Genomic DNA, 25,074 nt, shown 5'->3' on the forward strand with positions numbered 1-25,074 from the left:
GCGGGCGCCCGGTCATGCCGCCAATCGGGGCAGCACTTCGTCGCCGAGTCGCTCGACCCAGCCCACCGGGTCGGGGTTGCCGGGGATCGGCCCGGTGCTGATCAGGTCGAAGCCGAGTTCGGCGTAACGGTCCAGCGTGCGCAGGTAGCTGTCGACGTCGGCGAAGGGGTCGGTGAATAGTCCCGCGGTGAGCCGGATTTCATCGAAATCGCGATTGACCGCGTCGCAGTGCTGGCGCAGCACATCCAATTTGTGCGGCAATTCCTCGATCGACGCTGTGGTGTTCCAGACGTCCGCATATTGGGCCACCAAACGCAGCGTCTTCTTCTCGCCCGAACCACCGATCAGGACCGGGGGACGGTGGATCGGCTGCGGATGACAGATTGTCTCGGCGAGCCGGTAGTGCTGGCCCCGATAGGGGCCGTCGTTGGCGCTCCACATCTGCTGACAGATCTGCAGTGTCTCCTCCAGCATCTCAAAACGGATCCGCAACGGCGGGTAGGGGATGCCCAGGGCGTGATGTTCGCGTTGGTACCACGCGGCACCCAATCCCAGCATTGTCCTGCCGCCGGCGAGGACATCCAGTGTGGCCACGGTTTTCGCCAGTACGCCTGGGTGCCGGTAGGTGACACCGGTGACCAACATGGTCAGCGCGATCCGGTCGGTGAGTCCGGCCAAGTAGCCCAATGAGGTGTAGCCCTCCAAGAACGGGTCTTCCGCACAGCCCACATTTTCCATCTGGAAGAAGTGGTCGGCCAGGGTGAACATTTCGGCACCAATCCGTTCGGCGGCCTGGGCAGTGGCCGCCAGTGTCGGGCCGAGCCGGTCCGGGGCCCCGGGCAGGAAGTCGATGAAGTGGATACCCAGGTTCATTGTGGTTCCTCGCTTTTCGTCAGTCGTTGAGTCGGTTGAGCAGCGTCAGAGCTTCGTTGATCATCTGCCGCTCCCGCTCGCTGTAGCGGTCCTGCATCGCTCGTACCAGCCATTCGTCGCGCGCCCTGCGGTCGTTCTCGGCGCGGTGACGGCCCACTGCGGTCAACTCGATCAGCTGCCGGCGGCCGTCGTCGGGATCGGGCCGGCGGTCGATCAGCCCATGACGATCGAGCCCGGCCACGGTGGCGGCCATGGACTGGGGCCGAACCCGTTCGGCCCCTGCGAGCTGACTGACGGATGCGGGCCCGTCCTTGACCAGCCTGAGCAGGACCGCAGTTTGCGGCGGCGTGAGGTCGTCGGCCGCCGCAAACTCCCGCAGTCGCCTGCGCAGCCTGCTGAAGAGCACGCGCAGATCTCGTGCCGCCCGCACCGATGATTCGTCACAGGCCGCCATATCGACAGTCTACACTGAACAGTTGTAACTGGATATCTTCGGCGGGGCATCGGCCACGGAGCACCGATCGGCGAAACGGAGCGCACTAGCCTGGTCGGCATGTCTGCCCAACGTTTCGACAGCAGTGTCTACGCCCACCGACTGACCGCCGCGGCCACTGCCGCCGCGAATGCCGGCCTGGCCGGCTTGGTGATCACCCCCGGCTACGACCTGCGCTACCTGATCGGGTCGCGGGCCCAGACCTTCGAGCGGCTCACCGCCCTGGTGTTGCCGGCCTCGGGTACGCCCACCATGGTGGTGCCGCGTCTCGAGCTGGCGGCGCTGCGCGAATCGGCGGTGGCCGACCTGGGTGTGGCGGTGCGGGACTGGGTCGACGGCGAGGATCCCTATCGCATGGTGGGCGAGGCGCTGGGGGGAGCATCGTCTGCGGTCGCCGTCACCGACTCGATGCCGGCTCTGCACCTGTTGCCGCTGGTCGACGTGCTCGGCACGACGCCCGTGTTGGCGACGGGGGTCCTACGCGATCTGCGAATGATCAAGGACCCCAGTGAGATCGATGCCCTGCGCAAGGCCGGCGCGGCGATCGACCGGGTACACGCCCGGGTGCCGGAGTTCTTGGTGCCGGGCCGCACCGAAGCCGACGTCGCCGCCGACATCGCCGAAGCGATCGTGGCCGAAGGGCATTCGGAGGTGGCCTTCATCATCGTGGGCTCGGGCCCGAATGGCGCCGACCCGCACCATGAATGCTCCGAGCGGGTGCTGCAAGCCGGTGACATCGTGGTCGTCGACATCGGCGGTCCGGTCGAGCCCGGATACAATTCCGACTCGACCAGGACGTACAGCCTAGGGGAGCCCAATCCCGAAGTAGCCCAACATTATTCGGTGCTACAGGAGGCGCAGCGTGCCGCGGTCGCCAGCGTTCGCCCGGGGGTCACGGCCCAGCAGGTCGACGCCGCGGCTCGTGAGGTGCTGGCCGAGGCCGGTTTGGCGGAATACTTCGTGCACCGCACCGGGCACGGCATCGGGCTGTCGGTGCACGAGGAGCCCTACATCGTTGCCGGTAATGACGAGGAGCTCCGGGCGGGGATGGCGTTCTCGGTGGAACCCGGCATCTACTTTCCCGGCCAGTGGGGCGCCCGCATCGAAGACATCGTGCTGGTCACCGCCGACGGGGTGGAGTCATTGAACGACCAGCCGCACGAGCTGGTGGTGGTACCGGTTTAGCGGTTACCGCGATCGAGCAGGTCTGCGGAGCCGAGCACCCGCTCCACCTGCACTTCGATCACCACACGCTGCGGATTCACCCGAGGTGTGCGGTAGCGCTGGGCGTATCGCAGTTCGGCGTCACGAACCGCCGCGGGGGCGTCGTTGACGGTGGCACTGCCTTCCAGCGAGAGCCAGCGCGCCCCGTCCACTTGGCTCAGCACGGCGACCCCGGCCCGTTCGGCGTTGACCGCCTTTTGCGAACCGCCGGTGGTAATCACGCGGGCGATGTGGGTTTTCGGATCAAAGGTGAACCCAACCGCGACCACGTGCGGCGAATTGTCGGCCCGCAAGGTGGTCAGCATCGCCAGGTGGCGTTCGGTGAGAAACGCCAACGCGTCACTGGTCAGTCGAGTCGTCGCGTTCGCCATCACCGCCCACGCTAGCGCAGGCGATAATCTCAGCCGTGAACGACACGGTTGACGGGCCAGTGGTGATTTTCGGCGGACGCAGTGAGATCGGCCTCGAACTGGCGCAGCAGCTCGCGCCCGGGGCGACGGTGGTGCTGGCGGCACGCTCGGCCGATCGGCTTGCCGCCGAAGTCGCCGCGGTGCGCCACGCGGGCGCGGTGGCGGTACACACGAACGAGTTCGATGCCGATGACCTGTCCACCCACGGCCCGCTGGTGGCGGCACTGATCGCCGAGCACGGCCCGATCGGTACCGCCGTATTGGCATTTGGGGTCCTGGGTGATCAGGCCCGCGCGGAGTCGGATGCGGCGCATGCGGCGGCCGTCGTGCACACCGACTACGTTGCCCAGATCAGTTTGCTTACCCACCTGGCCGCGGCTATGCGCATCGCCGACAGCGGCCGCCTGGTGGTGTTCTCCTCGGTGGCGGGGGTGCGGGTACGACGGGCCAACTACGTCTACGGCTCGGCTAAAGCCGGCCTCGAAGGCTTCGCCAGCGGGCTTGCCGACGCACTGCACGGCACGGGTGTGCGCCTGCTGATCGTGCGACCCGGTTTCGTCGTCGGCCGGATGACCACCGGCATGGATCCCGCACCACTGGCGAGCACTCCGCCGCAGGTGGCGCGCGCCGCGGCCAGGGCACTGCGCAAGGGTCGCGGCACGGTGTGGGTGCCGTGGGCACTGCGCCCACTGTTCGCCACACTCAGATTGCTGCCGCAGGCTGTCTGGCGCCGGATGCCGCGTTAACAAAGCGGAGCCCCGCGCGAGGCCGCTCCTGGGCGTTACGTATCATGCACGGAACGTGATATTTCCCAGTTTGTGGAAGTATCCGGAGAGTTTTCCGACCTCTTCTCGCCTGACAGGACTAGAGTCTAAAACCATGGACGATCGTAAAAAGGATCCGTCGGTCGTGCTGCCCTACCTGGTCGGTAGGCCGCTCCCGGCGACGGAGGTATACGAGGCCTTCGGCTATCGGAAGTCCGCCTATTACAAGGCAGCCCACGAGGGGCGTTTGATCACCGCCGACAATCTCATCCGGGTTGCCAGGCACTTCGGTTTGAACGCGGTTGATCTGCTGGTCCGCTACGGACTGATCACCGTTGATGCCGTGGCCGCCTTCATGGATGCCGAGCAGCCTAAGGCCGAGCTGCCTAAGCTCGCCGACTTGCATCCCATCGCGAGCCACCCACCGCTGTAGCCGTTCGCTGCTGCAGGGCGCCGGGCGGGTAGGTTCGCGGTCATGGCCCCGACTTTCGCCCAGATCGCCAAGTCCGACTATTTGCTGCTGACCACGTTCACCAAAGATGGCCGACCCAAGCCGACCCCAGTGTGGGCCGCGGCCGACGGTGACCGACTGTTGGTGATCACCCAGGAGTCGTCCTGGAAGGTCAAGCGCATCCGCAACACCCCCCGGGTGACCTTGGCGGTCTGCGATGTGCGGGGACGGCCCAAGGGCGAGGCGATCGAGGCCGTCGCCACGGTCTTGGACAAGTCGCACAACGGCGCCGTCTATGCGGCGATCGGCAAGCGCTACAAGCTCATCGGCCCGGTGTTCAACTTCTTCAGCAAGCTGCGGGGCGGCATGCGCACCAACGTGGGATTGGCGTTGACTCCGGCCGGACCCGCGTGATCGACTACCTCACATATAATGGACTTTGCTCATTGAAATGAGCAAAGGTAGATCGGAAGCCCGACCGCGAGGAGCCAGATGGCCACCGTCACTTCCGATCAGATCCTGGGTGACATCGTCACCGCCGACCCGTCGACCACCCGCATCCTCAGCCGATTCGGAATCGATTTCTGCTGCCACGGTCAGCGCTCCCTGGGCGCGGCGTGTGCCGCCGACGGGGTCGACGCTGACGAGGTGCTGGCCGCACTCAACGCCACCGCCCCCGGCCAGCCAGCCGATTGGGCCGAGTACGACGACACCTCGCTGATCGCCCACATTGTCAGCACCCACCACCGGTTTCTGTGGGACGAGTTCCCGAGGTTGGCCGAGTTGGTGGACAAAGTGGCGCGCGTGCACGGCCCCAACCACGGCGAACTGCTCCGGGTCCGCGAGGTGTTCCATCAGCTCCGCGGCGGCATGGAGCCACACCTGCGCACCGAGGAGACGCTGCTGTTCCCCGAGATCAGCCTGCACGCGGGGCGCTCAGACCGCCCGCTGCCCGACGAGGTGCGCACCGAACTCGCGGAGAACCAGCGCGAGCACGACAATGCCGGTCATCTGCTGGCCGAACTGCGTGAGCTCACCGACGGCTACACCGTCCCTGCGGACGCCTGCGCCAGCTACACCGCGATGCTGGCCGGCCTGGCGGACCTGGAATCCGACATCCACCTGCACGTGCACAAAGAGAACAACGTGCTGTTCCCGCGGGTGCTAGCGGCGGCCGGAGGTCCGGCCTGAGCGGTCAAGCTTTGGGGCGTAGGTGCTCGCCGAAGAAGCCGAACACCCGCTCCCAGGCATCGGCGGTGGCGGCCGCGTTGTAGCCGAAGCCGGCGATGCGAATCAGCGGCTGGGCCGGCAACTCGTTGGCGAAGCTGTGGCCGGCTCCGGGATACACCTTGATGTCGTGCGGGATGCCGTTTTCCTCCACCACCCGACGTAACCGGTTGGGTGCGCCGATACCATACGGGTCGCGGCCCCCGAAGCTGGCCACGATGGGGCAGGCCCCGTCGAGGGTCTGCTCGAGGTGGCGGGGAAGCGGCACACCGTAGAACGGTGCGGCGGCTCCGAATCCCTTGGGCGCCAAGATCAATGCGAACTGGCCTCCCATGCAGAAACCGGCGATACCGACCGCGCCCGAGCACTCGGGCATACCCAGCAGATGATCGCGGGCGGCCAGGATGTCATCGAGGGCGCGGCCGCGCTGGGTGAGCAGCTCACGGAACACCCTGGTGATGCAGCGCGCCCGGCCGCCCCGGGAGTACAGGTTCGGCGACAGTGCGAGGTAGCCCGCGCCCGCGACCCGTTCGGAGATGGCCTTCATGTCCCGGCCGTAGCCGATCGCGTCGTGGATTACCACCACACCGGGCCACGGCCCGGGCCCGGCCGGAGCGTCCAGGAGCGCATCGATGGGGCCGGCGGGCGCATCGAGTTGGATCGTCGTCATCGCATCAGTATTGCCGTCCCGGCATGTCGCGGCGACAGGCTGGAACCACATCACTGGCTCGAACGTTGAGATGGCATGGTGAGCGGTGTGCTGCGGATCTTCGGTCTCTACGCCTTGGTCGAGTTGGCGGCGGTTGCCGGGTTGGTCTGGGCGATCGGGTTTGGCTGGACGACGTTGCTGCTGCTGGGCATCTTCCTGGCCGGACTGGTGCTGGCGAGCGGGCAGATCAAGCACCAGATCCGCCGCCTGCGCAAGCCCGCCGACCCGGGGGTTCTCGCCGACAGCGGGTTGGTCACGGCCGGCAGCGTGCTGGTGCTGGTTCCGGGCCCGGTGACCTCGCTGGTGGGTCTGCTGCTGTTGGCGCCCCCGACCCGCGCCGCCGCCCGCCCGCTGCTGGCGGCGATGGCTGCCACCGCGCTGGGCCGGCATACCCCGCTGGTGGCTGCGGCCACGGTCGGCCGGCAGTGGTACACCACCCGGCGCACGCCCGGGAGCCGAGCCGACTTCATCGACGCCGAATTCGTCGACGTGACCGAGGCCGGGCAGCGCACCCTTCCGGTCGGCTGACCCGCGGCCCGTAACAACCCGTACTTTCTACGTCGTGACCGTTGTGACCGGCAGGCCGGCCTCCTTACTGCTCGGCGGGCGAATCCACAGTCCCAGTCATCCCGACGCCACCGCGATGGCGGTCCGGGACGGCGTGGTGGCCTGGCTGGGCAGCGACGACGTCGGCCGTGAGCAGTTTCCGCAGGCCGAGGTGATCGAACTCGACGGCGCGTTGGTGACACCGGCTTTCGTGGACAGCCATGTCCACGTCACCGAGACCGGGCTGTGCCGCATCGGGCTGGACCTTCGGCCGGCGACCTCGGCGCGGCACTGCCTGCAACTGATCGCCGACTACGCCGCGGCCCATCCCGGCGAGCCGATCCGCGGACATGGTTGGGACGAATCCGGCTGGCCCGAGGGCCGTGCCCCGGACACCGCGGCCATCGACGCCGTGGTGGGGGATCGGCCCGCCTACCTGTCGCGGGCCGACGTCCACTCCGCGCTGGCCTCGACCGCGTTGCGCAACCTGGTGCCGGAATCGCCGGCCGGGATCGACACCGCCGTCCCGTTGTCCGGTGATGCCCACCACCGGGTTCGGGCGGTGGCCGGCACCCTGCTCACCGCCGCGCAGCGCGCCGAGGCCCGGGTGGCTGCGCTGGATGCCGCCGCCGCGGCCGGGATCGTCGCGGTACATGAATGCGCCGGCCCGGATATCGGCGGCCTCGACGACTGGCGCGAACTGCGGGCACTGGGCGACGGCGGCCACGGCGTCGAGGTCGTCGGCTACTGGGGCGAAGCGGTCACCAGCGCCGCCCGGGCCCGCGAGTTGATCGCCGAGACCGGCGCGCGCGGGCTCGGCGGCGACCTGTTCGTCGATGGGGCGTTGGGCTCGCACACCGCCTGGCTTCACGAGCCGTACGCCGACACAACTGGCGGTACCGGGGTGTGCCACCTGGACATCGACGCGGTCACCGCCCACCTGTGGGCCTGCACCGAGGCCGAGGTGACCGCCGGATTCCACGTGATCGGCGACGCCGCGGTCACCGCGGTGGTGTCGGCGCTGGAACGGGTGGTGGAGAAATTCGGCGTGCCCGCGGTGGCCCGCCGCGGGCACCGGCTGGAGCACCTGGAGATGGTCAGCGCCGAACAGGCCGCCAAGCTGGGCTCCTGGGGCGTGATCGCCAGCATGCAGCCGGCTTTCGACGCACTGTGGGGCGGCGAGAACGGTATGTACGCCCAGCGCCTGGGCGCCGAGCGAGCCGCCGGGCTGAACCCGTTCGCGCTGTTAGCATCCCAAGGCGTGCCCCTCGCGTTCGGTTCTGACAGCCCGGTGACCACATTGGATCCGTGGGCTGCCGTGCGTGCCGCCGCGCACCATCGCACCCCGGGCAGCGCGGTATCGATGCGGGCGGCTTTCGCCGCGTCGACGCGCGGTGGCTGGCGGGCCGCCGGAATCAACGACGGCCTCACCGGGACCCTGGTGGCGGGCGCACCCGCGTCCTACGCGGTCTGGGAAACCAGCACGCTGGCCGTCGAAGCGCCTCGCGACACCGTCCAACGGTGGTCAACCGATCCGCGCGCACGGGTTCCCGCGCTGCCGGTACTCGAGCCCGGCGCCAGCCCCCAATGCCGTCGCGCTGTGCACCGTGGTGTGGTCCTGCATGGTTGAGCCCACCGACGAACCGGCAGTTGAAACCCCGGCCGGGCCGAACCGACTGGAGAGGTGGGGCATAGCCGCGGCAGATCGCTGGGCGCAGCTGGCCGCCTCGGTGGCTGCGGGCATGCTGTTGCGTTCCAGCTTCCCCCCGCTGAACTGGTGGTGGGCCGCGATTGTGGGCTTCGCACTGCTGAGCTGGGTGCTCGTTCGCCGCGAGACCACCGTTGCCGGCGGTTTCGGATACGGCTTGCTGTGCGGCCTGGCGTTCTACCTGCCGCTGTTGCCGTGGGTCGGCGGGCTGGTCGGCGCGGTGCCCTGGCTGATCCTGGCGCTGATGTGTGCGCTGTTTCCCGCCCTGTTCGGATCGGCGGCGGTGGTAGTGCGGTCCCAGTCCGGCTGGCCGATCTGGTTCGCGCTGCTGTGGGCGGCCCAGGAGTGGGCGAAGTCGGTCTTCCCGTTCGGCGGATTCCCTTGGGGGGCGGTGGGTTACGGCCAGACCGCGGGACCGTTGCTGCCCCTGGTCGCGCTCGGCGGGGTGCCGTTGCTGTCGACCGGCGTGGTGCTGATCGGTTCCGCCGGCGCCGCTCTGGCGATCGAGATCGTGCGGTGGTTGCGGAATCCACCCGAACCCGGTTCCACCGACCGCCCGCCGGCCGTGCTGATGCCCGGGTTGTGCATCTGTCTGGTGATGCTGACCGCCGTGGTGGTGTGGCCGGGGGTGCGCCGCTCCGGTGTGGGCGCCGGCGACGAACCGTCGATCACGGTGGCCGCCGTCCAGGGCAACGTCCCGCGGCTCGGGCTCGACTTCAACGCCCAGCGCCGCGAGGTGCTGGACTATCACGTCCGCGAAACCCTGCGATTGGCAGAGGATGTCGCGGCCGGACGCGCCCCGCAACCACTGTTCGTCGTCTGGCCGGAGAACGCCTCGGACATTGACCCGTTGACGAACATCGATGCCGCGCAGCAGATCACCGTCGCCGCCCAAGCGGTCGACGCCCCGATCCTGGTGGGTACGGTACGTGCCGCGCCCGGCTGGAGCCGGGACAATCCGGTCGCGTCGAATTCGGTGCTGGTGTGGGATCCGCGCACCGGGCCGGGGGAGAGCCACGACAAGCGGATCGTGCAGCCCTTCGGTGAGTATCTGCCGTGGCGCGACTTCTTCCGTCACCTGTCCGGCTACGCCGACCGGGCCGGGTATTTCGTTCCCGGCCACGGCAACGGGGTGGTGCATGTCGCTGGCGTCCCGGTCGGGGTGACCACCTGCTGGGAAGTGATCTTCGATCGCGCGCCGCGCCAGTCGGTGCTGTCCGGCGCGCAGGTGCTGGCGGTACCGACCAACAACGCCACCTTCGACGAGACGATGAGCGACCAGCAGCTGGCGTTCGCCAAGGTGCGCGCTGTCGAGCACGACCGCTACGTCGTCGTCGCCGGAACCACCGGAATCAGCGCGGTGATCGCCCCCGACGGCCGTGAAATGGCCCGTACCGCCTTCTTCGAGCCCGCCTACCTCGACAGTCACGTGCGGCTCAAGACCACGCTGACGCCGGCGACGCGGTGGGCGCCCGTACTGCAGTGGGTGTTGCTCGGAACGGCCGTTGCGTCCCTGCTGACCGCCATACGGCAAAATAGAAACTTCATGCGCGGTCGGATTACGCGACGTCATTTCAAGCGGGGCCGCACCGGCGCCGATGCGGAGAACGGGAGGAACGGCGCCGATGAGTGAGCGTCCCAGCCTGCACACTCTGGTGGTCATCCCCACCTACAACGAGTTGGAGAACCTGCCGATCATCCTGGATCGGCTCCAGCAAGCCCGCCCCGACGTACACGTCCTCGTCGTCGACGACGGCAGCCCGGACGGTACCGGCAAACTGGCCGACGAACGGGCGGCTGCCGATCCGGCGCGCATTCACGTGATGCACCGGACCGCCAAGGCCGGGCTGGGCGCGGCCTACCTGGCCGGTTTCGCCTGGGGTCTGGACCGCAACTACGAGGTGATCGTGGAGATGGACGCCGACGGCAGCCACGCCCCCGAACAGCTCTACCGGCTGCTGGACGCCATCGACGCGGGCGCCGACCTGGCGATCGGCTCGCGCTACGTCGACGGTGGGACGGTGCGAAACTGGCCGGTGCGCCGGCTGGTGCTGTCCAAGACCGCCAACACCTATGCGCGCCTGCTGCTCGGCGTCGGGATCCACGACATCACCGCCGGTTACCGGGCCTACCGGCGCGGAGTGCTGGAGAAGATCGGCCTGGACGCCGTCGACTCGAAGGGGTATTGCTTCCAGGTCGACCTCACCTGGCGGGCCGTCAACAGCGGCTTCACCATCACCGAGGTGCCGATCACGTTCACCGAACGTGAACTGGGTGTATCGAAGATGAGCGGCTCGAACATCCGCGAAGCGATGGTCAAGGTCGCGCGGTGGGGGATCGGCGGCCGGGTGAACCGGCTGCGGGGCGCCCGCGGCTAGTCCGCCGCGGGGCCCAGCGCAGGCTGCTTAGCCGCGCCGCTTCGTCTTGATCAGCTCCAGGCGCTCCTTGAGCAGCTCTTCGAGCTCTTCGACCGAGCGGCGCTCCAGCAGCATGTCCCAGTGAGTGCGCGGCGGCTTGACCTTCTTCGGCTCGGGCAGGTCGCCCTCGAGCAGGGTGCCCTCCAGGCCGTTGCGGCACATCCAGGTACCGGGGAGCTCCGCGTCATCGGCGAAGGGCACCTCGAACTCTTCACCGTTGTCGGTGCGGTAGCGCGCCATCCGGCGCGGCGCCAGGTCGTGGTTGCGGTCGGTCTCGTAGCTCACGGCTCCCAGCCGACTGCCCCGCAGAACACGATCAGCCATGACCCACTCTCCTTATGCCTATTGGTGAAAATGCCTCGCGATTGTCAACGCGAGCGAACCCTCTGAAGTTCCCGGCGCATACGGCGCGACCTCTCATGATACCGGGAACGTCGCGGTCCTCGGACTAAGGTGTGCAGACGTGCCTCGCAGTCCCCGCCCCCAGCCGTGTCGATGGTGCGGTCGCGACGTGGGTGACGCGGGGATCGGTCGGCGGCGGCAATACTGCCGGCAGTCCTGCCGGCAACGCGCCTACGAGCAGCGCGCCCTGATCAGCAGCGGGAAGACGACCGCGCTGACGCCCGATTCCGTGGTGCTCTCCGCTGACGAGGCGACTGCCCTGTCCGACCGGGTCTATCAGGTGCGATGCGCGGCCGAGGACATCGCGATCGCCTTGTCCGAAGACGCTCCCCACGATGAGCTGCGGAAACTGTGCGACACGTTGCTGCAGGCTGTCGACTCGGCCGACCGCTGGCGCTGATCTTCAGCTGGCGCAGCTGAACAGCTCGCCGGCGTCGGCCGGCGGCGGCACCGGGTGCAGACAGCCGAACGTTCCGATGCCCTCCGGGCGCAGCAGCACAGCCGACCGATGGGCGTAGTTGACGCAGATCAGCCCCACTCGATCGGCTCGGCAGCGGTAGTCGCCGAAGGACAGGGTGGACCCGTCCGGCAGCTGCGCTCCGTCGCCGTGCACAAATCGGCCCGGATCGCCGTGCGCAGAACCCACCCGCAGCGTGTTACCGCCGAAGTCGACCCAGCCGCCCTTCCATTCGCCATAGATGTCGGCGGGCTGCGCGGGCGGATTCACCAGGTCCACCACACAGGCCAGGGCGCTGTCGGGGGAAGCGGAATCGCTGATGCAGGTGGTGGGCCGGCGGGGTGCGGCCTCCACCGTGAAGGCGACATCGTCGATGAGGTCGGTGACCTCACCATCGCGGGTGGCCTTGTGGTATTCGGCGGCGTCGACGGGCTTGCCGGCTTCTATCCAGGCGATGACGTCGGCGATCGCCGCGCCCGCAGCAGGGGGAGCCAACGGGCCCGGCGGCTTCGCCGAGGTTGACGTCACCGACGGCGCTGCTGTGCTGGACGTGGCCGACCCAGACGGACCGGTCGAAGTCGGCTCCGGCGCTTCGACCTTGGCGCCAGAACAGCCGGCGACCAACAGCAGTACGGCGATCAGCCCGGTGACACGCATGCCGTTAGGCTAACCGGCCCTGCTCAAGCGGCGGTCCAGCTTCGGCTCTCCTGCGTCGAGCCTCGCTAACCGCCGGGTGATTCGCTACCGTTCGGCTCATGCATAACCACCCTGTGCAGGCCCGCATCGCCACCGGTGTTGTGGAGGGTTTCGTCCGTGACGGGGTGCGCAGATGGCGGTCCATTCCCTATGCCCGCCCGCCGGTCGGTCCGCTGCGGTTTCGGGCGCCCCAGCCGGCGGAGCCATGGTCGGGGGTGCGGCATTGCCACGGATACACCAATTGCGCGCCGCAGGAGCGGTTCTACACCGTCCTGGGCCCCGGCCGGTTCCAGCCGACCAGCGAAGACTGCTTGACGCTCAACGTGGTGGCCCCGGAGCACACCGATGAGGGCCCGCTGCCGGTCATGGTGTTCATCCACGGCGGCGGCTACATCATGGGCAGTTCGGCCACCCCCATCTATGACGGCGCGGCGCTGGCCCGACGCGGCTGTGTGTATGTGTCGGTCAACTACCGACTGGGCGCGCTGGGGTGTCTGGATCTGTCCTCGCTGTCGACTTCCGAAGTCACCCTGGACAGCAACCTGTACCTGCGCGACCTGGTACTCGCCCTGCGCTGGGTTCAGGAGAACATCGCGACATTCGGCGGCAACCCCGACAACGTCACCATCTTCGGGGAAAGCGCAGGCGCCCACGCGGTGGCCACCCTGTTGGCGGTTCCCGCAGCACAAGGCCTATTCGCCCGGGCGATCGCCGAAAGCCCGGCCGCGGGTTTGGTGCGTAACACCGACATTGCTGCCGCCTTCGCCGAGCGATTCGCCGCACTGCTCGGGGTGCGCCCGTCCGACGGCGTCACGCGCAGCGCGTCGACGCCGTCGGAGCTGCTGACCGCCCAGGACCGATTGATCGCCGACGGCAACCGGGACATGCTGGGCGCGTTCCCCATCGGCCCGGTCTGCGGCGACGACGTGCTGCCGGTGGACCCGGTTGAGGCGATGCGGCAGGGATGCGCCCACCGGGTTCCGCTGATTGTGGGCAGCAACGGCGAGGAGGGCCGCCTGTTCACCCGCTTCTTGAAGATGTTGCCGACGACGGAGTCGATGGTCGAGGAAGTGCTGGCCAACGCGGGCCCCGGTGTGCGCGACCGGATTGTCGCGGCCTATCCGGATTACCCGAATCGGGCGGCCTGCATCCGGCTGGGCGGTGATTTCGCCTTCAACGCCGCGGTGTGGCAGATCGCCGAAGCCCATGGGGCCCACGCGCCCACCTACGTCTACCGCTACGACTACGCGCCGCGGATGCTGCGTTGGGCGGGCATGGGTGCCACACATGCCACCGAATTGTTCGCGGTCTTCGATGTGTACCGCACCGGCGGATTCGGCCGGCTGCTCACCGCCGGCGCGGACCGCCGGACGGCGTTGCAGGTCAGCAAGCAGGTGCAGCGCCGTTGGGGCGCGTTCAGCCGCGCGGGGGTACCGGGTGACAACTGGCCGGCCTACACCGCCGACGAGCGCGCCGTCATGGTGTTCGACAGCAAGACCCGGCTGGAGTACGACCCGGCCTCCGAGCGACGCAAGGCCTGGCAGGGCTTTTCGCTAGCGCACTGACTTCCGGCGAGGGAATCAGGCCCGGGTCACCCGGGTGCCGCCGGCCAGCTCGTCGTGCTTGCCCTGCTTGGTGGGGCTGCCGCTGATCGTCACGGCGATCACGACGTAGGCCACGAAGGCCAGCAGCGCACCGAGGTAGGGCACCACGGCCAGCAAGGTGAACGAATTACGGATCGCCGACTGCGACGCCGTCGGCTTCGACACTCCGTCCGGCCCGTGCACCGACAGGCCCAATAGCCGCTTGCCCGGGGTGGCCCCCTGGGTCACCTCGAACAGCACGAAGTAGCCGAAGGTCAGCACTCCGGAGAACAGGCCGGTCACCAGGAACGGGTAATCGTCGGAGAACAAGAACACCGACAGGAAGAACGCCACGATGCCGATCAGCACGCCGTCGATGACGCGGGCCCAAAAGCGCCGGCCCAGCCCACCCGGTTGCTGTCCCCATCCGGGCTGCGGCCCCCAGCCCTGCGGCGGCGGATAGCCGCCGGGCTGACCGTATCCGGGGCCATATCCAGGTCCGTTCGGGCCGAAATTGCCGGTTGTCATCAGATTCGCTCCTGACCACGTTGGATGTTCGCCAATGTACCGTGACGATCAGGGGCGGAAGCGGTTTCTGCGGAGGGCGAAACGGCGCACTGATGTACCAGATCGCGGTAGCGCTCATCGTCGCATCGCACCTTGCGTTCGTCGGCTACGTCGTGGTCGGCGGCTTTCTCGCTGTGCGGTGGCCACGCACCCTCTGGCTGCATGGCGCGGCGACATTCTGGGCGGTGCTGATCGTCTCCGACCCAGCGCGTCTGGACTGCCCGCTGACCTGGCTGGAGCGCCGGGCGCGCGCCGCCGCCGGAATGGCCGCGCTGCCGCCGGACGGATTCATCGCCCACTATCTGGCCGGCGTGCTGTACCCGCCCGCTTGGACCACCGCAGTCGAGGCCGGGGTGCTGGTGGCGGTCCTGGGCTCCTGGGCGCTGTGTGGGCGAGAAGCGCTGCGGCGCCGACGATACTGTGGACGCATGCGGGCGCTGGTCATCGTCGATGTGCAGAACGATTTCTGCGATGGGGGAGCGATTCCGGTGACCGGTGCTGTCACCGTCGCACAAGGGATCAGCCGTTACGTGGACAGCCCGACCGCCAAGACCCGCTACGCGCACGTGGTGGCCACTGCGGACTGGCACATCGACCCCGGCGCGCACTTCTCCGAGCATCCGGACTACCAGGATTCCTGGCCTCCGCACTGCGTCGCGGGAAGTCCCGGGGCGCAATTTCATCCGGCACTGAGTACCGAACGGATCGAAGCGGTCTTCAAAAAGGGCGCCTACGGCGCGGGATATAGCGGCTTCGAGGGGGTCGATGACGCGGGCACCTCGCTGGGTGACTGGCTGAATCAACATGACGTGCGCAATGTCGACGTGGTCGGTGTCGCCACCGACCACTGCGTGTGCGCCACCGCTAAAGACGCTGCCTGCAAAGGATTTTCAACTACCGTGCTGTCGCCCCTTACCGCGGGCGTGTCCGCCGAGTCGACGGCCACCGCGCTCGCGGCGATGCGCAGCGCCGGTGTCACTGTGACGGAGGAGATTTGATGACCGACGCCAAGGCCGCGGAGCTCCTGGCCATAGTCGAGCAGTCACCGGCCGCGGCGGCCGCGCACGATCGAGCCGGCTGGGCCGGGCTGTTCAGTGCCGACGGCAGGGTTGAGGACCCGGTGGGTTCGCGCCCGCACGTCGGCCCCGATCAGATCGGCCGGTTCTACGACACGTTCATCGGTCCGCGCGACATCACCTTCCACCGCGATCTGGACATTGTGCACGGGACGACGGTCGTGCGGGATCTGCAGCTCGAGGTCGCGATGGGACCGTCAGTGATCATGCATATTCCGGCGATCGTGCGCTATGACCTGCGCGGGTCGGCCGGTGGCTGGGAGCTGCGGCGCCTGCGTGCCTACTGGGAGCTGCCGGCCATGGTGGGCCAATTCCTCGGCAACGGTGTCGCCTCGCTACCGGCCGGGATCGGGTTGTCCCGATCGCTGCTGCGCAATCAGCGACTGGCCGGTGCTGCCGGATTCGTCGCCGGGTTCCGCAGGCCGGGCAGCAAGGGCAAGAAGCCGGTGCACACATTCCTGGAAGCCATCGCAGCGGGCAACACTGCCACTGCCAGAAACCTGCTATCACCCAGTGCCACGGTCACTTACGGTGATGACATCGCCGTGGACCTCACTGAGCTCGGTGCACAGCTGGACGGCGCGCGCCTGACGAAGATGTTGGCCGCCGGCAACACCGTCGCGGTGTCCACCACCTCGGCGAGTCGGCGCGCTGTCCTCTTCTTCGACGTGGTCGGCCGTGGCGCGCCGATCACGGCAATCCGGTATTTCCCAGGAGCGTGATCGGGCGCGCCCGCGGCGATAAACTCACGTACGTGCCGAGCTTTCGAATTGCCGAAGTCGCCGAGCTCCTCGGGGTCAGCGACGACACCGTTCGCCGATGGATCGACTCGGGTCGGCTGTCGCTGACGACGGGCAGTGGCCCTCGCATGGTCGACGGTGCCGAGCTGGCACGGTTCGCCCAGGATCGCGCTTCCGTCGAACCGGTGTCACGCAATCCGGTGGTTGGCCAGTCGGCACGCAACCGACTGGTCGGGCTGGTCACCAAAGTCACCCGCGACACGGTGATGGCGCAGGTCGAGGTTCAGGCCGGCCCGTTCCGGTTGGTGTCGCTGGTCAGCAGGGAGGCCGCCGACGAACTGCAGCTGCAGCCCGGCAGCCTGGTGGTCGCCTCGGTCAAGGCCACCAACGTCGTCGTCGAACTGCCACGACCGTCGCCATCAGCCACACCGACCCCGCCGCCGAATTCGGATAGGTCAGGCCAGCATCACCAACGATGCGGTCGACAGCACCAGGTAGGCGGCCGGGAATCCGATGTTGGACAGCACCCCGGCCCGCACGTGGGTCACGACCGCCCCGATGAAGTACACGACCAGTCCGGCCGCGGCGGCGACACCGAGCAGCGGGACTCCTGCCAGACCGGCGAGCAGGCCGGCGCCCCCGGCCAATTTCAGCCCACCCAGCAGCGGCAACCAGGACCGCGGCACGCCCACCCGGGCGGAATTTGCCAGGACGAACTGTGCCGGAATGAAGTCGGGAATCGCGATGGCGATGGTGGTGACCGCGGTTACCGCGACGGTCACCAGATAGATCGTCTGTACGCTCATGATGTTGCTCTTCCTGTCGTCGATGGATATGGCTCTGTCCCTGTGACGACTCCCGAACGGGAAAGGTGACCCATGGGCAACACCGACGTTTTGGCCCAACGGTTCGAGAACCACCGCCGGCAGCTGCATTCAGTGGCGTTTCATCTGCTCGGCTCGACGGCAGACGCCGACGATGCCGTCCAATCAGCCTGGCTGAAGGCCAGCGGTGCCGATTTCGCCGCGGTGGACAATCTGCCCGGATGGCTTACCACCATCACCGCACGCGTAGCCATCGACCAGCTGCGGGCACGCGCGCGGCGCAGCGAACAAGCACTGTCGGATTCACCCGAGTTGGACGGCAGCCCGGCCTTGGCCGTACCGGCCGCTGACGAGGAGGTGCTGCGCTCCGAGGCGGTCAGCCGCGCGCTGCTGGTGGTGCTGGACCGGTTGTCGCCGGCACAGCGCGTTGCCTTCGTCCTGCACGACGTGTTCGACGTGCCGTTCGAGCAGGTCGGCGGGGTACTGGATCGCTCGCCGGACGCCGCCAAGAAGCTGGCCAGCCGCGCCCGGGCCCGACTGCAGGCCGGTCCGGCCCAGCAACCGCGACGTCGCGCCGAACATCTCGAGATCGTGAACGCGTTCCTGGCCGCCTCGCGCGGCGGCGACATCCCCACCTTGCTGGAGTTGTTGGCGCCCGACGTCGTGCGACGGGTCGATCCCGTGCTGATACCTGCCGGCGTGCCCACCGAGATCCGCGGCGCGAACGATGTCGCCACCGAGACGCGGCGTTTCACCCGGCGCGCACGGGCCGGTGCGGTGCTGCTCATCGACGGCATCCCGGGCATCGCGATCGCGCCCGCAGGTCGCCTGCTGGCCCTGTTGCGCATCGGAATCGGCGACGACGGGCGCATCCACACCATCGATATCGCGGGCGACGCCGAGCGGTTGCGCACCGCGACGCTGCAACTCCCGGGGACCGTCGAGCCTCGCTGAACCGTGGGGTTCTGCTTTGATGGGTCACGCGAACCGATCTGTGAGGGGGACGTCCGGTGCCAGACGAAACGACGGCCGACGAGGCCAAGCCGCCCGTCGCGGTGACAGCGCGCGGCATCACGATGACCGGGCCGTGGGGGCGCGTCTTCGGACCGCTCGATCTGGACATCCCGGCCGGCGGCACCACCGTGCTGGTCGGCCCGCCCGGATCGGGCCGCACCGCCCTGATGATGAACCTGGCGGGCCGGATGAAGCCGTCGTCGGGCACACTCACCGTGCTCGGGCGCAGCAAGGCCCGCGACATCTTCGACGTCGCTGCCCTGGCCGGAATCGAACAGATCGATGCGATTTACGAGTCGGTGACGGTCGCAGACCTGATCACTGAACAGATCCGCTGGGACGCCCCGTGGTACCAGTTGATTCGCCGCGCCGGTGACGCCGAACGCGACGCGATCTGCGGGCCGGTCTTCGGCGACCTGCCGGTACCCCAACTGCACGACTACGTCGAGCACCTCGACGAAATGACCGGATTGTTGCTGCGTATCGCGCTGGCCAACACCGCACGTCCACCGCTGCTGGTGGTCGGCAGCATCGACGAAATTAAGAACAGCCGCGATCGCGCCATCCTGCTGACGCGGCTGGTTGCGCTGGGGGAGCAGCAGACCGTGATCACGTCGTCTGCCAACCCGATTCCCGACGGGTTCGGACTCGCCGGGCAGATCACCGTCGACCGTTTGGAGCGTGCCGAGCTCGTTCCCGGCCGACACGAGAAGGGGAACCGCTGACCATGCTCGCCGGAATGTCGCTGGGAACCGACCTCAAACGCTACTCGCGGGGCACCATGCCGCGCCTGGCCCTGATCACCATCATCGTGCTGCCGCTGCTATACGGCGCAATGTATCTGTGGGCGTTCTGGAATCCGTTCGCCGCCATCGACAAGATCCCGGTCGCCCTGGTCAACGAGGACACCGGCGCCGTGGTCTCGGGTGAACAGTTACATGCCGGTGACGAGGTCACCCGCGCGCTGGTCGACTCCAAGCAGCTCGATCTGCACCAGGTATCGGAAAGCGAAGCCACTAAAGGGGTTTCCGACGGAACGTACTATTTCTCGATCACCCTGCCGTCCGACTTCAGCACGGCAGTGGTGTCCCCGGCGGGCCCGAACCCGCAGAAAGCGCAGATTCAGTTCCGGTTCAACGACGCGAACAACTACCTGGCCTCGGTGATGGGGCAGAATGCCGCCCGCGAGGTGCTCAACGAGGTGAGCGCCAAGGTCGGCCAACAGGTGATCGGTACCGCGCTGACCCAGGTAACCGATGAGGTCAAGAAGGCGGCGGACGGAGCAAGCCAGCTCTCGGACGGCTCAAAAACGTTGGCCGACAATATGGGTACGGCCCGTGATGGGTCGGCGGCGCTCGCCGACGGAATCCGCCAGCTGTCCCACGGTGTGCAACAGGCCACCGATCCGCTGCTCAAGGTGACCGATGACCTCGCCACCATGGGCTTCGACCCGAATGCCGCCGGCGCGGCCGCCGCCAGCCTCGGCGGGAACCTCAAGACGGTCAGTGACCGGATCGCGTCGCTCAACGTCAACTATCAGCAGGCCGCCGGGATCGTCAACCAGGTGGTAGACGCATTGCGCGGCAACCCCGACCCGGCGGTGCGCGGGCTCGGTGACACCCTCGCCGGCGCCCAGCGCCTGCTCGACGTCGAGGGACTGGACCCGGCCACCGACGAGGGCCTGGCGAAACTGCGCGCCGACACCCAACAGCTGGAGAACGATCTGGCCAACCCGGGCAGCGGGCTGCGCACGTTTATGACCCACGCCCTCGACGGCGGTCTGCGATCCGATGTGGTCGCGCTGCGCGACGGCGCCACCGCACTGGTAGCCGGGGCGAACCAGCTCAGCGACGGCCTGGTCCAACTGACCGACGGCAGCAATCAGCTCAAGGACGGCGCCGCCCAGCTGGCGTCGGGCCTGGGTGAGGCCGACCAGCGGGCCTCGACCATCACCGACCAACAACGTGTCGAGGTGTCGGCAATCCTGGCCAGCCCGGTCGGGGTGGATATGGACTTCACCCATCACGCCGCCACCTTCGGCACCGGGTTTGCGCCGTTCTTTCTGCCGCTGGCATTGTTCATCGGCTCGTTGATCGTGTGGATGTTGTTGACCCCGCTGCAGACTCGCGCCATCGTCAACGGCCTGGGCGCACTGCGAGTGGTCCTCGCGTCGTACTGGCCGGCCTTACTGCTGGGGGTGTGCCAGGTCTTGCTGATGTACACGGTGGTGCACTTCGGGGTGGGGCTTCAGGCGCGACACGCCTTAGGCATGGTCGCGTTCTTGGCGTTGATCGCCGCCTCATTCCTGGCGATGATCCAAGCGTTCAACGCCGTGCTCGGGGTGGCCGTTGGCCGGGTGTTCACCCTGGCGTTCCTGATGTTCCAGCTGGTGTCCTCCGGCGGGGTGTATCCGGTGGAGACGACCGCGAAACCGTTCCAGATATTGCATCCCTACGACCCGATGACCTACGCCGTCAACGGGTTACGCCAGCTGACTGTCGGCGGCGTCGACGAGCGACTGTGGACGTCGGTGGCGGTTCTGGCCGGGATCCTGGTGGTGTCGCTCATTGCCAGCTCCTGGGCTGCGCGGCGAGACCGTCAGTACACCCTCGAACGCCTCTACCCGCCGATCGAAGTCTGACGGTTTCGCAGGTGCTGGCCTCCGGTGCACAATCGCTCACGCGACGAAGCGTGCTGCGCGGCGCCGGAGTGATCGGGGCAGCCGCACTGTTGCCCACGACGTCGGCCTGCGGCAGCGACGACGACGCACTGACCTTCTTCTTCGCGGCCAACCCCGAAGAGGCTGACGCTCGAATGCGGATCGTCAACGCGTTTCAGCGCGAACACCCCGACATTCGGGTACGCACGATTCTGGCCGGCGGCGACCCGACCCAGCAGATGTCGACGTTCTGCGCCGGCGGGAAATGCCCGGATGTGCTGATGGCGTGGGAGTTCAACTACGCCGGGCTTGCCGACCGCGGCGTGCTGGCAGACCTGAACACCCTGCTGGATCGGGATCGGCAGTTCGCGGCGACGTTGCGCACCGATAGCATCCCCGCGCTCTATGAGACGTTCGGCTTCAACGGGGGCCAGTACGCGTTCCCGGAGCAGTGGTCGGGTGCGTTCCTGTTCTACAACACCAGGATCTTCGCCGAGGCCGGTGTGGCGCCACCGCCGGGCCGCTGGGATACGCCCTGGACGTTCGACGAATTCCTCGACACCGCTGCCGCGCTGACCCGACGGTCCGGCAACGGCCGAGTCACCCAGTGGGGCTTCGTCGACACCTGGTCGCCGCCGTATTCCGCCGCACTGTTCGGCATGAATAACGGGGTGCCCTGGGCGGTGCCGCGAGTCAACCCGACCCACCTGAACTTCGACAACGACGACTTTCTCGCCGGCATCCAGTTCTACGCCGACCTGGCCAACGTGCATCGCGTGGCGCCCGCCGCAGCGGACACCCAGTCGATCTCCACGATGGGCCTGTTCACCGCGGGCAACGCGGCGATGGCCCTGGGCGGGCACTGGCGTTACCAGACCTTCGTCCAAGCCGACGAGCTGGATTTCGACGTGGCGGTGCTGCCGACTGGACCGGCTGCCGCGGCCAAGGGCATGGCGGCTCAATCCGCCATCGGCAGCACCGGTCTGGCTATCGCCGCCGACAGTCGCCACCGGGAACAGGCCTGGGAATTCCTCAAATTCGCGGCGGGGCCGGTGGGGCAGTCGCTGATCGGGGAGTCCGGGCTGTTCGTACCGGTGCTGCGCTCGGCGATCGCCGCACCCGGATTCACCCTCGCCCACACCGGGATCCGCAACCTTGCGGTGCTGACCGGCGGTCCGGCGCATTCCGAAGGACTGCCGATCTCCCCGGACTGGCAGAAAGTCCACGCCCTGATGGACCGCGCCATCGGCCCGGTACTGCGCGGCAAACGGCCCGCGGCGACGCTGAAGACCGGGCTGTCACCGCAGATCGACGAAGTGTTGGCCACCGCATGAATCCCACCCGCAGACGAGCACGCGCAGGACGCTGGTTCATCGCCCCGAACCTGGCGGCCGTCGCGGTGTTCATGGCGTTCCCGCTGGCCTTCTCGCTCTACATGAGCTTCCAGCGCTGGGACCTATTCACGGCGCCGACGTTCGTCGGCGCCACGAACTACCACGACCTGTTCACCGGTGATCCGTTGTTCGGCATCGCGGTCCGCAACACGACGGTGTTCACCCTGGGCACCGTGGTACCGACGGTGTTGATCAGCCTGGCGGTCGCCGGATTGTTGAACCGGAAGATCAAGGGCATCGGGCTGTTTCGGGCGATCGCGTTTCTTCCGCTGGCCGTCTCCTCGGTGGTGATCGCGGTGGTGTGGCAGTTCGTGTTCAACACCGACAGCGGACTGCTCAACATCATGCTCAGCTGGTTCGGCGTCGCACCGGTCCCGTGGCTCACCGAACCGCACTGGGCGATGGCCTCGTTGTGTCTGGTCAGTATCTGGAAGAGCGTGCCGTTTGCGACGGTGATCCTGCTGGCTGCCATGCAGGGCGTGCCCGACTCCCTGCACGAGGCGGCGCGCATCGACGGCGCCGGCGAGGTGCGGCGCTTCGTGTCGATCACGGTGCCGATGATCCGCGGCGCCGTGTGGTTCGTGGTGGTGATCTCGGTGATCAACGCGTTCCAGGCATTCGATCTGGTCTATGTGCTCACCGGCAGCAGCGGCGGCCCCGAGACCGGCACTTATGTCTTGGCCATCATGTTGTTTCAGCAGGCCTTTGCGTTCTTGGACTTCGGGTATGCGTCCGCGCTGGCCTGGGTGATGTTTGCCGTGCTGCTGATCCTGACCGTCGTCCAACTGCGTTTGTCGCGCAGGAATGCGGTGGATCAGTGACCGGCCCACCGGCACGGCACCGGATCGCGGGGTTGCTGGGCGTCTACGCGGGGTTGGCAGCCGTCGCCGCCGGCGCGTTGTTCCCGATCTTGTGGGCGCTGTCGGGCTCGTTGAAGCGCCAAGCCGAGATCAGCCAGCCGATATTGTTGCCGGCCCATCCGCAGTGGTCGAACTACGCCGAGGTATTCGCCCGAATGCCGTTCTGGCGGATGCTGTTCAACACCGTGCTCTACGCCGGCTGCGTGACGGCCGGACAGGTGTTCTTCTGTTCGCTGGCCGGTTATGCCTTCGCCCGGCTGCCGTTCACCGGCCGTGACACCGTGTTCGTGCTGTATCTGGCCACCCTGATGGTGCCGTTGACGGTCACGGTGATTCCGCAGTTCATCTTGATGCGGGTGTTCGGCTGGACCGACACCATGTGGGCGATGATCATTCCCGGCTTGTTCGGCAGCGCGTTCGGCACCTATCTGATGCGACAGTTCTTCGCCACCCTGCCCATCGATCTGGAGGAGGCCGCGATCTTGGACGGGTGCTCACCGTGGGCCATCTATTGGCGGATTCTGTTGCCGCACGCCAAACCTGCGGTGATGGTGCTGGCGGTGCTGACCTGGATCAACGTCTGGAATGACTTTCTGTGGCCGCTGCTGATGATTCAGCGCAAGGGCATCGCCACCCTGACCCTCGGATTGGTCTGGATGCAGGGGGAGTACGTCGCCGAGTGGCCGGTGTTAATGGCCGCGTCCATGCTGATGTTGGCCCCGCTGGTGGTCATCTACGCGATCGCCCAACGGGCCTTCGTCAGCGGGATCGCGGCCACGGGCTTCGGTGGACGGTAGTCAGGAGAACGCAGTGGCCTCAGTGACCTTCGACTCGGTGACCCGGCACTATCCGGGCGCCGACCGCCCGGCCCTGGACGCGTTGGACCTGGCGGTCGAAGACGGTGAGTTCATGGTGCTGGTCGGGCCGTCGGGTTGCGGCAAGACGACGACGCTGCGGATGCTGGCCGGCTTGGAACCTGTTGACGCCGGTCAGATCTACATCGGCGATCACGATGTCACCGCAACCGATCCCGGCCATCGCGATATCGCCATGGTGTTTCAGAACTACGCCCTGTATCCGCACATGACCGTGGCGCAGAACATGGGTTTCGCCCTCAAGGTGGCCAAGACGCCTAAGGCCGAGATCCGCGCCAGGGTGGCCGAAGCCGCCCAGCTGCTGGGCTTGGCTGAACTCTTGGGACGCAAGCCCAAAGACCTCTCCGGTGGTGAACGCCAACGAGTCGCGATGGGCCGGGCGATCGTACGCCGCCCGCAGGTCTTTTTGATGGACGAGCCACTGTCGAACCTGGACGCCATGCTTCGGGTGCAGACCCGTAACCAGATCGCCGAACTGCAGCGGCGGTTGGGTATCACCACGGTTTATGTCACCCACGATCAGGTGGAGGCCATGACGATGGGCGATCGGGTGGCGGTATTGCGCGACGGGGTGCTGCAGCAGTGCGCCCCGCCGCGCGAGCTCTACCGCACGCCGGCCAACGTGTTCGTCGCCGGGTTCATCGGGTCTCCGGCGATGAACCTGTTCACGGTTCCCGTCGTTGACGGCGCGGTGTCGCTGGGCGGCTACCCGCTCACCCTGCCGCGCGCGATCGCTTCCAGCGCCGCCGAGCTGGTGATAGGGGTGCGCCCCGAGCATCTGGTGCTCGGCGATGACGGCTTCGAGTTCGGTGTCGGCCTCGTCGAGGAGCTCGGAGCCGACACCTACTTGTATGGCGGGATCGCCCAATCCGGCGGCACAATCCGCCAACCTGTCACCGTTCGTGTTGCCGCCGACAATTCCGTGCAGCGCGGTGACCGAGTTCGGCTGCGCCCAGATCCGGAACATGTGCACTTCTTCCGCGCGGACGGCGCGCGGATCGGCTGACAGCGGTCCTGCGAGTGTCGGCATGCGAGTGTCGGCAGATTCGCGTACAATCGAATGTATGTTCGATACAGTCCTTCCGTCGCTGGAGGGGATCCGCGC

28 protein-coding genes and 2 pseudogenes are annotated in these 25,074 nt (G+C 67.5%); 22 read left to right on the plus strand and 8 right to left on the minus strand.

Going from position 1 to position 25,074, the window contains the following annotated elements; translation table 11 throughout:
• Positions 1–12: 12 nt before the first annotated feature.
• Together BN4346_RS37530 and BN4346_RS37535 are read right to left on the minus strand one after the other, a co-directional pair.
• Positions 13–873 carry an LLM class F420-dependent oxidoreductase gene (locus BN4346_RS37530; RefSeq protein WP_067973504.1) on the minus strand — a complete coding sequence of 287 codons (861 nt, stop codon included), beginning with the start codon at positions 871–873 and terminating at the stop codon, positions 13–15.
• A 19-nt stretch (positions 874–892) separates the two neighbouring features.
• Entirely contained in the window at positions 893–1,327 is a 435-nt protein-coding gene (locus tag BN4346_RS37535) for a MarR family winged helix-turn-helix transcriptional regulator (protein ID WP_067973507.1), read from the minus strand.
• A 99-nt stretch (positions 1,328–1,426) separates the two neighbouring features.
• Between BN4346_RS37535 and BN4346_RS37540 the strand changes: the two genes are divergently transcribed.
• On the plus strand, positions 1,427–2,551 hold the full coding sequence (locus tag BN4346_RS37540; protein WP_067973508.1) for a M24 family metallopeptidase: 1,125 nt from the start codon (positions 1,427–1,429) through the stop codon (positions 2,549–2,551).
• Here BN4346_RS37540 and BN4346_RS37545 read toward each other — a convergent pair.
• Positions 2,548–2,961 (minus strand): F420-dependent biliverdin reductase, encoded by a 414-nt coding sequence (locus BN4346_RS37545; protein WP_046284039.1) that lies wholly within the window; start codon positions 2,959–2,961, stop codon positions 2,548–2,550. The two genes, BN4346_RS37540 and BN4346_RS37545, sit on opposite strands and share 4 nt — an antisense overlap.
• Before the next feature lie 35 nt (positions 2,962–2,996).
• Here BN4346_RS37545 and BN4346_RS37550 point away from each other — a divergent pair, with 35 nt between their 5' ends.
• The 4 genes from BN4346_RS37550 to ric all read left to right on the plus strand — a co-directional run bounded on the left by BN4346_RS37550 (position 2,997) and on the right by ric (position 5,406).
• Complete coding sequence (locus BN4346_RS37550) at positions 2,997–3,746, plus strand: SDR family NAD(P)-dependent oxidoreductase (protein ID WP_067973509.1); 750 nt, start codon at positions 2,997–2,999, stop codon at positions 3,744–3,746.
• A 133-nt stretch (positions 3,747–3,879) separates the two neighbouring features.
• Entirely contained in the window at positions 3,880–4,197 is a 318-nt protein-coding gene (locus tag BN4346_RS37555) for a hypothetical protein (RefSeq protein ID WP_067973511.1), read from the plus strand.
• A gap of 42 nt (positions 4,198–4,239) precedes the next feature.
• Complete coding sequence (locus BN4346_RS37560) at positions 4,240–4,629, plus strand: PPOX class F420-dependent oxidoreductase (protein WP_067973514.1); 390 nt, start codon at positions 4,240–4,242, stop codon at positions 4,627–4,629.
• Between the two features lie 78 nt (positions 4,630–4,707).
• A complete protein-coding gene (gene ric, locus BN4346_RS37565; protein WP_067973518.1) occupies positions 4,708–5,406 on the plus strand; it encodes an iron-sulfur cluster repair di-iron protein in 699 nt (232 codons plus the stop codon).
• 4 nt (positions 5,407–5,410) lie between these two features.
• Here ric and BN4346_RS37570 read toward each other — a convergent pair whose 3' ends face one another.
• Positions 5,411–6,112 carry a dienelactone hydrolase family protein gene (locus BN4346_RS37570; protein WP_067973521.1) on the minus strand — a complete coding sequence of 234 codons (702 nt, stop codon included), beginning with the start codon at positions 6,110–6,112 and terminating at the stop codon, positions 5,411–5,413.
• Positions 6,113–6,190: 78 nt separating this feature from the next.
• Between BN4346_RS37570 and BN4346_RS37575 the strand changes: the two genes are divergently transcribed.
• The 4 genes from BN4346_RS37575 to BN4346_RS37590 all read left to right on the plus strand — a co-directional run bounded on the left by BN4346_RS37575 (position 6,191) and on the right by BN4346_RS37590 (position 10,783).
• Positions 6,191–6,679 carry an FxsA family protein gene (locus BN4346_RS37575; RefSeq protein ID WP_235653645.1) on the plus strand — a complete coding sequence of 163 codons (489 nt, stop codon included), beginning with the start codon at positions 6,191–6,193 and terminating at the stop codon, positions 6,677–6,679.
• 115 nt (positions 6,680–6,794) lie between these two features.
• Positions 6,795–8,327 (plus strand): amidohydrolase, encoded by a 1,533-nt coding sequence (locus tag BN4346_RS37580; protein WP_067973639.1) that lies wholly within the window; start codon positions 6,795–6,797, stop codon positions 8,325–8,327.
• Complete coding sequence (lnt, locus tag BN4346_RS37585) at positions 8,320–10,038, plus strand: apolipoprotein N-acyltransferase (RefSeq protein WP_067973527.1); 1,719 nt, start codon at positions 8,320–8,322, stop codon at positions 10,036–10,038. Before BN4346_RS37580 ends, lnt begins: the two co-directional genes overlap by 8 nt.
• Positions 10,031–10,783 (plus strand): polyprenol monophosphomannose synthase, encoded by a 753-nt coding sequence (locus BN4346_RS37590; protein ID WP_208863246.1) that lies wholly within the window; start codon positions 10,031–10,033, stop codon positions 10,781–10,783. Before lnt ends, BN4346_RS37590 begins: the two co-directional genes overlap by 8 nt.
• A gap of 27 nt (positions 10,784–10,810) precedes the next feature.
• Here the strand turns inward: BN4346_RS37590 and BN4346_RS37595 are convergent, their stop codons facing one another.
• Positions 10,811–11,146, minus strand: coding sequence for an RNA polymerase-binding protein RbpA (locus BN4346_RS37595; RefSeq protein WP_024441259.1), 336 nt, complete (start codon positions 11,144–11,146; stop codon positions 10,811–10,813).
• 139 nt (positions 11,147–11,285) lie between these two features.
• On the opposite strand from BN4346_RS37595, the gene BN4346_RS37600 reads away from it, so the two are divergent.
• Complete coding sequence (locus BN4346_RS37600; RefSeq protein ID WP_078058678.1) at positions 11,286–11,624, plus strand: hypothetical protein; 339 nt, start codon at positions 11,286–11,288, stop codon at positions 11,622–11,624.
• A gap of 3 nt (positions 11,625–11,627) precedes the next feature.
• Here the strand turns inward: BN4346_RS37600 and BN4346_RS37605 are convergent, their stop codons facing one another.
• Entirely contained in the window at positions 11,628–12,338 is a 711-nt protein-coding gene (locus BN4346_RS37605; protein WP_067973534.1) for a hypothetical protein, read from the minus strand.
• Between the two features lie 98 nt (positions 12,339–12,436).
• Here BN4346_RS37605 and BN4346_RS37610 point away from each other — a divergent pair, with 98 nt between their 5' ends.
• Positions 12,437–13,942: a carboxylesterase/lipase family protein gene (locus BN4346_RS37610; RefSeq protein ID WP_067973536.1), complete on the plus strand. Its 1,506-nt coding sequence runs from the start codon at positions 12,437–12,439 to the stop codon at positions 13,940–13,942.
• A 15-nt stretch (positions 13,943–13,957) separates the two neighbouring features.
• Here the strand turns inward: BN4346_RS37610 and BN4346_RS37615 are convergent, their stop codons facing one another.
• Positions 13,958–14,488, minus strand: a complete 531-nt coding sequence (locus BN4346_RS37615) for an RDD family protein (RefSeq protein ID WP_067973539.1) — start codon at positions 14,486–14,488, stop codon at positions 13,958–13,960.
• Between the two features lie 92 nt (positions 14,489–14,580).
• Between BN4346_RS37615 and BN4346_RS49070 the strand changes: the two are divergent.
• The 4 genes and pseudogenes from BN4346_RS49070 to BN4346_RS37630 all read left to right on the plus strand — a co-directional run.
• Positions 14,581–14,901, plus strand: a pseudogene (locus BN4346_RS49070) (DUF2784 domain-containing protein); the annotation flags it as partial.
• A gap of 54 nt (positions 14,902–14,955) precedes the next feature.
• Positions 14,956–15,525: an isochorismatase family protein gene (locus tag BN4346_RS49075; RefSeq protein WP_067973642.1), complete on the plus strand. Its 570-nt coding sequence runs from the start codon at positions 14,956–14,958 to the stop codon at positions 15,523–15,525.
• Positions 15,525–16,325, plus strand: a complete 801-nt coding sequence (locus BN4346_RS37625) for a nuclear transport factor 2 family protein (protein ID WP_067973542.1) — start codon at positions 15,525–15,527, stop codon at positions 16,323–16,325. Before BN4346_RS49075 ends, BN4346_RS37625 begins: the two co-directional genes overlap by 1 nt.
• Positions 16,326–16,357: 32 nt before the next feature.
• Positions 16,358–16,675 (plus strand): annotated as a pseudogene (locus BN4346_RS37630) (TOBE domain-containing protein); the annotation flags it as partial.
• A gap of 123 nt (positions 16,676–16,798) precedes the next feature.
• On the opposite strand, the gene BN4346_RS37635 reads toward BN4346_RS37630, so the two are convergent.
• Complete coding sequence (locus BN4346_RS37635; RefSeq protein ID WP_067973546.1) at positions 16,799–17,149, minus strand: DoxX family protein; 351 nt, start codon at positions 17,147–17,149, stop codon at positions 16,799–16,801.
• 72 nt (positions 17,150–17,221) lie between these two features.
• Here BN4346_RS37635 and BN4346_RS37640 point away from each other — a divergent pair, with 72 nt between their 5' ends.
• From BN4346_RS37640 to BN4346_RS37670, 7 genes are read left to right on the plus strand one after another with little or no spacing between them, the layout of a single operon-like run.
• Positions 17,222–18,121 carry a sigma-70 family RNA polymerase sigma factor gene (locus tag BN4346_RS37640; protein WP_067973548.1) on the plus strand — a complete coding sequence of 300 codons (900 nt, stop codon included), beginning with the start codon at positions 17,222–17,224 and terminating at the stop codon, positions 18,119–18,121.
• Between the two features lie 56 nt (positions 18,122–18,177).
• Complete coding sequence (locus BN4346_RS37645) at positions 18,178–18,906, plus strand: ATP-binding cassette domain-containing protein (RefSeq protein ID WP_067973552.1); 729 nt, start codon at positions 18,178–18,180, stop codon at positions 18,904–18,906.
• Positions 18,907–18,908: 2 nt separating this feature from the next.
• Positions 18,909–20,822, plus strand: a complete 1,914-nt coding sequence (locus tag BN4346_RS37650; RefSeq protein WP_067973555.1) for a YhgE/Pip domain-containing protein — start codon at positions 18,909–18,911, stop codon at positions 20,820–20,822.
• A 14-nt stretch (positions 20,823–20,836) separates the two neighbouring features.
• The gene (locus BN4346_RS37655) at positions 20,837–22,174 is read left to right on the plus strand and encodes an ABC transporter substrate-binding protein (protein ID WP_067973644.1); all 1,338 of its coding nucleotides are present in this window, start codon (positions 20,837–20,839) and stop codon (positions 22,172–22,174) included.
• Positions 22,171–23,055 (plus strand): carbohydrate ABC transporter permease, encoded by an 885-nt coding sequence (locus BN4346_RS37660; protein ID WP_067973558.1) that lies wholly within the window; start codon positions 22,171–22,173, stop codon positions 23,053–23,055. The genes BN4346_RS37655 and BN4346_RS37660 overlap by 4 nt, the downstream gene beginning before the upstream one ends.
• Positions 23,052–23,891: a carbohydrate ABC transporter permease gene (locus tag BN4346_RS37665; protein ID WP_067973561.1), complete on the plus strand. Its 840-nt coding sequence runs from the start codon at positions 23,052–23,054 to the stop codon at positions 23,889–23,891. Before BN4346_RS37660 ends, BN4346_RS37665 begins: the two co-directional genes overlap by 4 nt.
• 13 nt (positions 23,892–23,904) lie before the next feature.
• On the plus strand, positions 23,905–24,975 hold the full coding sequence (locus tag BN4346_RS37670) for an ABC transporter ATP-binding protein (RefSeq protein WP_067973647.1): 1,071 nt from the start codon (positions 23,905–23,907) through the stop codon (positions 24,973–24,975).
• Positions 24,976–25,074 lie beyond the last annotated feature (99 nt).

Origin of the sequence: Mycolicibacter icosiumassiliensis (assembly GCF_900078685.2) — a bacterium.
Taxonomy (GTDB): Bacteria; Actinomycetota; Actinomycetes; order Mycobacteriales; family Mycobacteriaceae; genus Mycobacterium; species Mycobacterium icosiumassiliensis.